Below are 9,035 nucleotides of genomic sequence, written 5' to 3' on the forward strand. Positions count from 1 at the left end.
CATTTACGTCACGTTCTGAATCGACGAGAACTTCACACCTGTTTTCCAAACACAAAGGCCAAAACCCCTGCGTCAAAAACCAGTGTAACTTCTCTTGATAAACGTGACCGCCAAAGTCTCTTTCAAAGAACCGAAATCTCTTCCGGTCCCGCAAGCTCCGCCGCCCACGTTTCTCTTTCTTCTCATCTTCAATTGTCAAATAACAGACCAGATACCCCGGTCGAATTTCCTCGCCTCAAACCAAAAAGTCCAAGGAACCAATCAGCAGCTAAGCCAATCTTAAAAGAAACTTGAGAGCGAAGGTCTTCGTCGCCAGCAGCGCCGCCGCCCTCGTTCAGTGAGGGGGCTTATAGATGCCCAACCAGAGAGCCGTCAAGCAGGACTATTGGAATCTCGAAACAATTCGAACAACTGATTGAACTTACGAGGTAATTTTCTGAATGGCCCCCCGTCGCTCACAGACCTCCGGTCGTAACATCCCGGATCTGTGTTGTGGACGCTCGCCGAGGTCCTTGGATGGAGCCTGGTCCAGAAGAACGGTGGCTCCTTCAAAAGGAAACCGGTCGGGCCTGATGATCGAAAACCGCTGCTGACAAACTCTCCTCGGCATTGCTGTAGCCCGTGACAGCGATTTCACGCACCTCGCCCAGCGATCCCCTCTCTCGAGGGAATTTGCGGCGTCAGGAGAGATTCAGGTCAGATCATGGTGACGATCAAGCCATCTATAACGGGAACTTATAAATCCTTTGCAATTCAAGTTTGCGGACGAGAACAACACCGCGATAGGTAGCACGGGCATAAGCGATGCCGTGGGGCAATGCTCAATCATAGATACCAAGGGGGATCCGTGCATATTTCAAATAGACAATGTCATTGGTAGTTTTTTCATTCAGGTAGAATGAGCAACACGCTTCTGCGCTAACGCACATTGCTTCGCAGAGTTCTTCACCAAAACTGGGTAGGTAGAGCCGTTTCTCGGCAATGATGACCTGTGCCCAATCGACAGAAGATTGGACTATTTATGAACATTAAGATGATCCTTGTGAGCACGACCGCGGCCTTGGCTGCCATCTCAAACGCCCAGGCCGCTGACGCCATCGTCGCTGCGGAGCCGGAGGCGGTTGAATACGTTCGCGTTTGCGACGCTTACGGCAGCGGCTACTTCTACATCCCGGGCACCGAAACCTGCCTGAAGATCAGCGGTTACATCCGTTTCCAGGTTAGCGCCGGCCCGAGTGCCAGCGCAACCACCGGCAATGGCACCACAGTCGCCAACGACTCTGACTGGGACGCTTACACCCGTGGTCAGGTCCAGTTCACCGCCAAGAGCGACACCGAATACGGCCCGCTCACTGGTGTTATCGTCCTGCAGACGAATGCCGACAACGCCAAGTCGCAGGCGTCCGTGCTCGACTCCGCCTATATCGATATCGCTGGCTTCCGCGCCGGTCTGTTCTACAGCTGGTGGGACGATGGCCTCTCGGGCGATACCGACGACATCGGCAGCAAGGTCACGCTGCACAACTCCATCCGTTATCAGTACGAAGCTGAAAACGTCTACGCTGGCATCAGCGTTGACGAGCTGGAAGATAGCCCGTTCTACAACGGCGAACAGCCGAACAACGTCGGCGTAGCAGTCGGCATCGGCGGCAAGGCTGGGGTATTCAGCTACCAAGTCACAGCTGGTTACGACACCGACAACGAAGCCGGCGCAGTCCGTGCGATGGGTACCGTTGCGATTGGTCCGGGCACCCTTGGCCTCGCAGCTGTCTGGGCGTCTGATCCGGGTGCTTATTACTCCACTTCCGAGTGGGCAATTGCTGCGGAATACGCAATCAAGGCGACCGACAAGCTGAAGATCACTCCAGGCGTTCAATACTACGGCGGGTACCGCGTCGTTAACGCCGCTACCGACGCCGCCTTCTCGGACAACGACGCTTGGAAGGTCGGTGTGACGGTTGACTATCAGATCGCCGTCAACCTCTACGCCAAGGCAGCCGTCAACTACCTCGACGGCGACAACATCGACGACGTCACGACAGGCTACTTCCGCCTCCAGCGGGCATTCTAATTAAGAACGGCGCCGCGTTTCTCCCTCTCTCCGTGGTTAAAGTCGGGGGGACAGGCAGCGCGGCGCGGCAGTTGGAAGTCTCTGATCGGGTAGACCTCCGGTCGGATGCCAGGGGTGGCCCGGGTTCCCTGCCCGGCCACCCCTTTCATTTTAGAGGACGAAGCTATTCGCGCGTGGCGAGAGAACGTCTTTCCAACGCGTCGCCGCCAGCACACGTTCATTGGCTTGTGCTCTGCCTCATCATACACGGCGCCGCAGCGTCTGGACGACGCCTGAGCTGGATCACGAGGTTTGCGCAGACCCGGACACATTGGCTTTTCTTGGGTTAGCAGTGGCCCGGAGCGCGAAGGTGTGATCATGCTTCATCGTCACGAAATGTAAACGAGAGTTGTTTTGCTTGAGCGCCTCGATCATGAGGCGTATTGTCCGCAGCGCTGCCCACTTTCGGGCACTGCTCATCAATCTAGGCCCCACCCTATTGGGGCCTCTTTTTTTCCACTTGCTCTTCGTAACCCGGCGATATCATCCGGTGAAATACGAAGACCATGTTCATTGGCGGCCGTGACAATGCGGCCCGGGCGTCATCTACTTGCGCGTAGCATTTGCACCGAGATCGTGAATGCTAGCCTCCGCACCCGCTCAAAGCACGGTCTTTCGTTGCTGCCTCTGCTGGTCGAGTCTCCACCAAGGGTCGTGAAGCTGGAACACTTCTTGCTCCGTTAATGATGTGTTTACCGTGCGGAGGCGTTTTGTAATGAAGTGGCACAGAAGCGATCACTTCGCTCCCCTGATGCTGGTGATGGGTGGTCGGGAAAAATACAGGCTCGTCGGGTCTCTGAGAGAGGTTGCGGAAGCCCTTATAGGTGACTGGCCATCCGACGACGGAGAGGAGTACATGGAGGCGGTGAAGGTCTGCCTTGACGCAATCCATGGCAAGCTATCGGCGCAGGAAGCACGCGAAGCGCTCATTCGGGCTGCGGACGAAGCGGGAATACCAGTAATCCGGGCGGTTCACTGAACACGTCTCAGAGCTGCGCTCGAATATCTCAAAAATGTAATGTAGCGATCTCTAGCCTGGACGCCATCTTACGTATAAGTCAGCCGCAGTTGGTTAAATGGTGAATTGAAATGCATGATGAAATGGTTTTCGTTGAGCACGCGAAGCTGCTCACTCTCCTCGCCAATGAAAAGCGGCTGCTTATTGCTTCCCATCTTCTCGGCGCCGAACTCAGTGTGAACGAACTCGCAGACAAGGTAGGCCTCTCGCAGTCGGCCCTCTCCCAGCATCTCGCAAGATTTCGTGCCGCAAGGGTAGTCACCACGCGGCGCGAGGCGCAGACAATCTACTACTCGACATCAGACGACAGTATTCGGAGGGTCCTGGAAGCCGTAGGAGAGATCTTTGCGCGGGACGCCAGTCCGGCTGCCAAGTCAACATAACTTCTGGATGCCATACTCTTCTCTCAATGGCCAACTTGTGGATACGTCGAGCTAGGGACATTCTATGCAAAAAGGCAAACGAGAGGACCAACGGTGCCGGACGCAAAGCACTTATTCGTCACGAATATCTCGGGTGAACGAATGCCTGACCCCGGCCTGTTTACGTGGGATATGAACGCCGACCTCGTGTACGCGGACGGTGCCCTCGCCGAGTTGTTCGGTCTCGATCCCGAGGAAACTGAACGGGGATTGCCGGTACAAACCTATCTTGATCGTGTGCACCCAGACGACGTGGCTGTTTTGGCTAAACAAATCAGCGACGCCATTGTCGCGCAACACCCAACGGTACAGCACTATCGGTCACAAAAGGCAGATGGATCCTATGTTTCGGTTTCCGCCTTCGGCCGATGCTTTCGGGATCGCAAAGACAATCCGATCCACTACGCTGGAATTGTAGTACCGGACGAAACGTCCCTACCCGTTGGCGCGGCTCATTGAGATGCGGCCACTGTGCTGATTGCACCAGGGTTTTTCCGCGCGAGATCACGGAGACCGTAGTCATTCGCTATAGCAGCTGCCAGGTGTGGCCATATGGACTTCGCAGATCATCGCCCGCTCCGTTTCTGGCTGCCGTCGAGTTCCAGGCATCAGTGCGAACCGTACGGATCGCATTGAGCATCGACTTGCCGCATTCACCACTACGCACGACATGCAATCTACGCATAGCTGCGGTCCAGTCTTCGCGCTGCAAAATTGGTCCGACCAATCATATATAAGCAACATCGAAGTAATCGAAGCGCCACGGACTGGCAGCTGACTTCGAAAACCCAGGAAAGGGGATTTTCATGAACATCGCACGCTCTTTTAACAATTGGCGCAAGTATCGTCAGACGGTCTCCGAACTGGGCCGCATGAGCAATCGGTCACTCCATGACCTTGGCATCAATCGCGGCGAAATCGAGCGGATCGCAAGAGCTGGCGCTCGCTAAGTCCGCGAAGACAATGTGCAGTTTGAAGCGCTCGTCCTACCAGGCGGGCGCTTTTGTTTCGCCCGGGTAACGGAAAGCGCGGCTCGCGCATGGCGACGCCACTGAGCTCTGCCTATGCTTTGGGCGAAAATCGAATATGAAAGACGCGAGCATCCATCTCTTGGGAAACGTCGATTGTCTAGAGCGCCCGCTTGATTTCTTCGAGGAGCCAGTCCCGAAAAGCGACTATTTTGCGAGAATTCTGCCGTGCTTCCGAATAGACGAGCCAGAACTTCCCATGGCGGCCGGTCAAATCAAACAATTGCACCAAGCGACCTGACTGAATTTCGGTCTGAAAGAACATAGGCGTAAGAAGAGCTATCCCCTGTCCGGAAATTACGGCCTGGCTAATCGCGAGCTGCGTATCAAATTGGAAGTTCTGAGAGAATGACGGTTTTGGGCTGTCGACTCCCGCTGCATTAAACCAGTCCAGCCACCAATCATCCCTCCAGTCGAGCAATGGGTGTTTCAGGACGTCAGAAGGGACCCTAATTTCACCCGCCGCCTCCAGGAAAGCCGGACTACAAAACGGGGCGAACTCCCGATCCATTAAGGGGTGAGCCTTAAGGCCAGGCCATTTGCCATGCCCCTCCCGGATTCCCACATCGAACGGCTCTCGACTGAAATCGACCACTCGGCTCATCGCTTTCAGTTCAATATCGAGATCGGGGTTGGCATTTCGGAAGCGGCCCAATCGCGGAACCAGCCAGTTGGATGAGAAAGTGCTCGTTGCGGTGATCGAAAGGACCGTCTCCGCCCCCCGGCGAAGAGACACCCGATAGGCTTTCACCGGCCGCACGATGTTCTTTAGCGCCTGAGGTCCGATGTCCTCGTAGCCAAGAGGCAGCTTCTGTTCCACCTGCTCATAGACAGCACTAGAAAGGCAGATTCCCCCCGGCTCCGCGAGTGCCTCAAGGCGGACTGCGACATTCACACCATCACCGAAGAGATTTCCTCCGTCGACAATCACGTCCCCAAGATTGATCCCGATGCGAAACCTCATCTGCAGACCCTCTGGTAGGTCGAATGAGCGCCCAGAAACATCTTCTTGAAATTCAATCGCCGCTCGCATCGCTTCCACCGGGCTCGCAAACTCCGCGAGAAAGCTGTCACCGGCTACAGCGAATATTCGACCAGAGTGCTTTGAGACCAAGCCCGCAATGGCAGTATTGCACGTATTAAGGGCCGCGTGGGTGCGCTCCTCGTCCACCTCCATGAGGCGACTGAACCCGACAACATCGGCAGCAAGAATGACGGCCAATTTGCGTTCCATGGAAAGCAAGATAGCTGACTACGCACTGGAAAACCATTATGGGAAAAATACGAGAATCGCGAATGTTGAGGAACCCACCTCGTGTCAGCACTCCTTCCGCTCAGCGGCGCTCGTAAACTCGGCTCAGCCTTGTTGGTCATCAGTTCAAGGCCGAATACTCGATGGCGGGCTGCCACCAACTCAAGTACTGAAAATCGAGATGCGTTTCTTCCGATCTGTTACGTCGCATATGCAACGAAAAGTCGGCGAATTTCTTTCGGGAGGCGGCCCAGGATGCGTTTGGGAAAAAGCTACCGTTTCTCCCAAATCGCGGGACAAGCCCGATAAGCGACATCTTTGAGGGTTCCCCTTGAGGCAGGCTCACTTTGATGTCAGCTGAGGAACGGTAAGTAAGCGGGCCTTTGATAACGCCTGGCGGGCCATCTCGGCAACCTCGCCGTCGCGTTCTTCCGCAGCTTGCTTTTGATCCTTGTGTTCATTGTACGCTTGGTCAGGAGATGGTGTGCTTCTCTCCAACCCCGTCTCGATGCCAACTTCCTCCGCAGAGGTCTGAGAAGCGATCAAAGACGACCCAATCAACAGAACGACACTCGCGAAACTCGACATGCGCCCTCTCCGCTGCCAGTTGCCACTCCGTAACACTATCGACGTGTGATCTTGGCTAAATTAGGATCTTGAGATGCGACTGACGTACTTCCATGATTTTCCGCGTTTGTAGGTCAGGTCTGGTTCTGTCTGGACCGAGTTGCAAACCATAACGGGTCAATCTGTCAAGGCTTGTGCGGGGCAGACGGACGTGTCCCGCATTGGCTGAAACAGCGTGATTTCGTCCTGATTGGGCTATCCCGCAGACGATGCATCTTGCAGCGACTAGCTGTCCGCGGCCGCAGAACCGCACGCAAGTGCCCGAAGATTAAAAAACGCCGTAAAGGGACTGAAACCGTCGTCGGCCGGGACGTCCCCGGTTCTGAAGTCGCTCTTGCTCAACCCGCATCATATCGGGAAAGCATTCGCCTTAGCTGGTCGTTTTGCAAACGCAACTTTTGAGCCAATTCCTGTCTCAGCTGATTGATTTCGCTGTTTAGCACTACGCTTTCGGAAACGAATGCTGCTTCAGGCGATACCTGCACTGTTTCGATCTCGGCAATCGGCAAAGAGCGCCGTTTCACCTTGGGCCGTTCAACGCCGGAAGCGCTTTGCGCCGACCTTACCTTGCGAATACGCTCGACCCCGGCTTTCCGGCCTATTGCGATTGGCGTGGTGGCTGCGTTGGCATCGCTCGTCAACAATGTGGCCGGTTCGGTCGACTTTCCGCTGCCGTTAGCATTCGCGCTGATAGCATTTCTGGCATTAGCTTCAGGTGCATTCGGCACTGCAGTTGAATGTGAGAGTTCCGCTCGCAGGCTCAACCTGTCCTTCGTCACAAGCCTTATTGTCGTTGCCAGCACGGGCTCGGCGTCGTTGGCCAGAGCAAGGCGGGACGGCGCCACAATCCTCTCTTGCGGCTCGGGTCGTTGGACGCTGCCATCGAAAGGAGCGGCCGACGGCTCAATGGAAGCCTCTTCAATGCGTTGGGGAGAATCCTGGAGTTCAGATTCCTCGGTGTCAGGAAGCGTTATGGCTTCGACGTCTTTAGCGCCCGGATGCGGTACCTTCGAAGTCTCGTCCTCGAGCTCACCACGTCCTTCTGAGTTACCACGGGATACCAACCCAGTAATCAGTTTCCACGCTGATCTCATCGATCCGCCTCCTCCGACTCGGTGTTGCAAGAACATAGTACCGGGCCGGAGACCGGGCTTGCAATGCTTGCCCGGTCATCAGTCTCATCGTTGTGGAAAACCCGTGATCCTGTTCACTCAAGCCATGCCAAGCTTCTTCCGAAGGTCAGCGTTCTCTGTGCGGAGCTTCTCGGACAATGCCCTTCGGAGCTTCTGATTCTCTTCCTCGAGCTTCAGAAGATCCGCAAAGTCGTCCGATGCTGGCTTAGGCGCCTCGGCTTTCCGCCGGCCACGCTTCTGAGGTTGCGCGGTTTCCTTTGATTTGGTCGAGGCGATTTTATTTCCCGGAACGGGCGTCGCCGAAGCAATGGCCTCACCCTTTTCCGTGTTCTTCCGGCGGCCGCCACGTGTCTTCTTCGCGGGCGTACTCACCGACGTGGCTACAGCCGCTTCAGCGACGGTCTTCGACTTTCGCGGTGCGCGTGACTTCTTTACTTTAGGTTCATTCCCGGCTGCCGTGTCGTTAGTGACGGTGGCTTTGATTTCGTCAGTCATGTGAAACTCCTTGGTGGGCGAAATGTTTGACTGTGCAAAGTCCCCGCAATCATATGCGCAGTTTTCTTTAAAACTTGTTGATAATGACATTCGGGTACCGGTCGCGGAACAGCCCCCAATTCCACTACCTAAGCGAACCAGTTCGCTCGACAGAAGAAGAGCCACACAATTCCTTTATTTACAATTGAATACTTCCAAGAGCGAATTGCAAAAAAACGTCGCTACTTTTCCGTCAGCGGCTCGCCGAAAGCTGAAGGCCTGCCCCCGCGCGCCAGAATTTTGTTTCAAACCTTTGCTCGCTCGCTCATATTCCCTTCATGGCAACCGATTGGTGCGGCGCTGGGGCAAAGTCGAGACGAGCATTTGGGCACGGACGAATCTCGAATGCCACTCGGACTTGAGACTCTACGGACGCAAACTTTCCTTCGGATGAGTTGGGCGATCGGGTGCCTAAACGACGTCAATGGTTGGAGGATGGAAATGAGCGATCACGTCTATAAAAAGGTGGAGCTTGTCGGAAGTTCGAAAGTCTCGGTGACGGAGGCGATTGAGACCGCGATATCACGAGCGTCAAAGACAATGCGAAACCTCGATTGGTTTGAGGTTGATCAGATCCGGGGCCACATCAAGAACGGCTCGGTGGAATACTATCAGGTGGTCATGAAGGTCGGCTTTCGGATCGTGTCCCAGCAGATGGTGTAACTGGCGGGAGATAGCAAAGCCGAGTGCCCGCGCGCTTTTCGTTGCGCTGTAGCGGGTGATCGGCTTTGCGGGCGGCCATCAGTGTTTTCCGCTAGGGTCGGGTTGTTCAAGACCAACCTGACGGAAAGACCACCGATGACCAATGACATGATGAACGTGCGCTCCCTCGTTGAGAAGAGCGCGGATGCAGATTTATTGCGTGAGATGATTGGTTTTGCGGCCGAGCGGCTGATGGAGCTGGAGGTCGG

At 55.3% G+C, this 9,035-nt stretch carries 12 protein-coding genes; 7 read left to right on the forward strand and 5 right to left on the reverse strand.

Translation table 11 applies throughout. The annotated features are described in order from the left end of the window. From RHIBUN_RS37150 to RHIBUN_RS0132325, 5 genes are all read left to right on the forward strand, one after another. On the forward strand, positions 1-294 hold a 294-nt coding region (locus RHIBUN_RS37150), incomplete at its 5' end, for a hypothetical protein (protein WP_210164520.1). Positions 295-1,021: 727 nt separating this feature from the next. Then, positions 1,022-2,071, forward strand: a complete 1,050-nt coding sequence (locus tag RHIBUN_RS0132305; RefSeq protein ID WP_025662806.1) for a porin — start codon at positions 1,022-1,024, stop codon at positions 2,069-2,071. Positions 2,072-2,825: 754 nt separating this feature from the next. Next, a complete protein-coding gene (locus RHIBUN_RS0132315; RefSeq protein ID WP_018860444.1) occupies positions 2,826-3,089 on the forward strand; it encodes a DUF982 domain-containing protein in 264 nt (87 codons plus the stop codon). A gap of 110 nt (positions 3,090-3,199) precedes the next feature. After that, on the forward strand, positions 3,200-3,511 hold the full coding sequence (locus RHIBUN_RS34600; protein WP_051420154.1) for a metalloregulator ArsR/SmtB family transcription factor: 312 nt from the start codon (positions 3,200-3,202) through the stop codon (positions 3,509-3,511). Between the two features lie 141 nt (positions 3,512-3,652). Continuing rightward, entirely contained in the window at positions 3,653-4,009 is a 357-nt protein-coding gene (locus RHIBUN_RS0132325; protein ID WP_245271789.1) for a PAS domain-containing protein, read from the forward strand. Positions 4,010-4,076: 67 nt separating this feature from the next. Here RHIBUN_RS0132325 and RHIBUN_RS36670 read toward each other — a convergent pair whose 3' ends face one another. Next, positions 4,077-4,235: a hypothetical protein gene (locus RHIBUN_RS36670; protein ID WP_156932797.1), complete on the reverse strand. Its 159-nt coding sequence runs from the start codon at positions 4,233-4,235 to the stop codon at positions 4,077-4,079. Positions 4,236-4,356: 121 nt separating this feature from the next. Here RHIBUN_RS36670 and RHIBUN_RS36155 point away from each other — a divergent pair, with 121 nt between their 5' ends. After that, positions 4,357-4,500, forward strand: a complete 144-nt coding sequence (locus RHIBUN_RS36155) for a DUF1127 domain-containing protein (RefSeq protein ID WP_084659943.1) — start codon at positions 4,357-4,359, stop codon at positions 4,498-4,500. 178 nt (positions 4,501-4,678) lie between these two features. Here RHIBUN_RS36155 and RHIBUN_RS34995 read toward each other — a convergent pair whose 3' ends face one another. The 4 genes from RHIBUN_RS34995 to RHIBUN_RS0132350 form a co-directional block, all read right to left on the reverse strand. Then, positions 4,679-5,800 carry a LysR substrate-binding domain-containing protein gene (locus tag RHIBUN_RS34995; protein ID WP_025662809.1) on the reverse strand — a complete coding sequence of 374 codons (1,122 nt, stop codon included), beginning with the start codon at positions 5,798-5,800 and terminating at the stop codon, positions 4,679-4,681. A 372-nt stretch (positions 5,801-6,172) separates the two neighbouring features. Continuing rightward, on the reverse strand, positions 6,173-6,418 hold the full coding sequence (locus RHIBUN_RS0132340) for a hypothetical protein (RefSeq protein ID WP_025662810.1): 246 nt from the start codon (positions 6,416-6,418) through the stop codon (positions 6,173-6,175). 377 nt (positions 6,419-6,795) lie between these two features. Beyond that, positions 6,796-7,551, reverse strand: coding sequence for a hypothetical protein (locus RHIBUN_RS35000; RefSeq protein ID WP_025662811.1), 756 nt, complete (start codon positions 7,549-7,551; stop codon positions 6,796-6,798). Positions 7,552-7,668: 117 nt separating this feature from the next. Further along, positions 7,669-8,250, reverse strand: coding sequence for a hypothetical protein (locus tag RHIBUN_RS0132350; protein ID WP_245271790.1), 582 nt, complete (start codon positions 8,248-8,250; stop codon positions 7,669-7,671). Positions 8,251-8,565: 315 nt separating this feature from the next. On the opposite strand from RHIBUN_RS0132350, the gene RHIBUN_RS0132355 reads away from it, so the two are divergent. Then, positions 8,566-8,787: a dodecin gene (locus RHIBUN_RS0132355; protein ID WP_025662813.1), complete on the forward strand. Its 222-nt coding sequence runs from the start codon at positions 8,566-8,568 to the stop codon at positions 8,785-8,787. The last annotated feature ends 248 nt before the right edge of the window (positions 8,788-9,035 follow it).

The sequence above is a fragment of the Rhizobium sp. IBUN genome (genome assembly GCF_000510625.1).
GTDB classification, from domain to species: Bacteria; Pseudomonadota; Alphaproteobacteria; order Rhizobiales; family Rhizobiaceae; genus Rhizobium; species Rhizobium altiplani.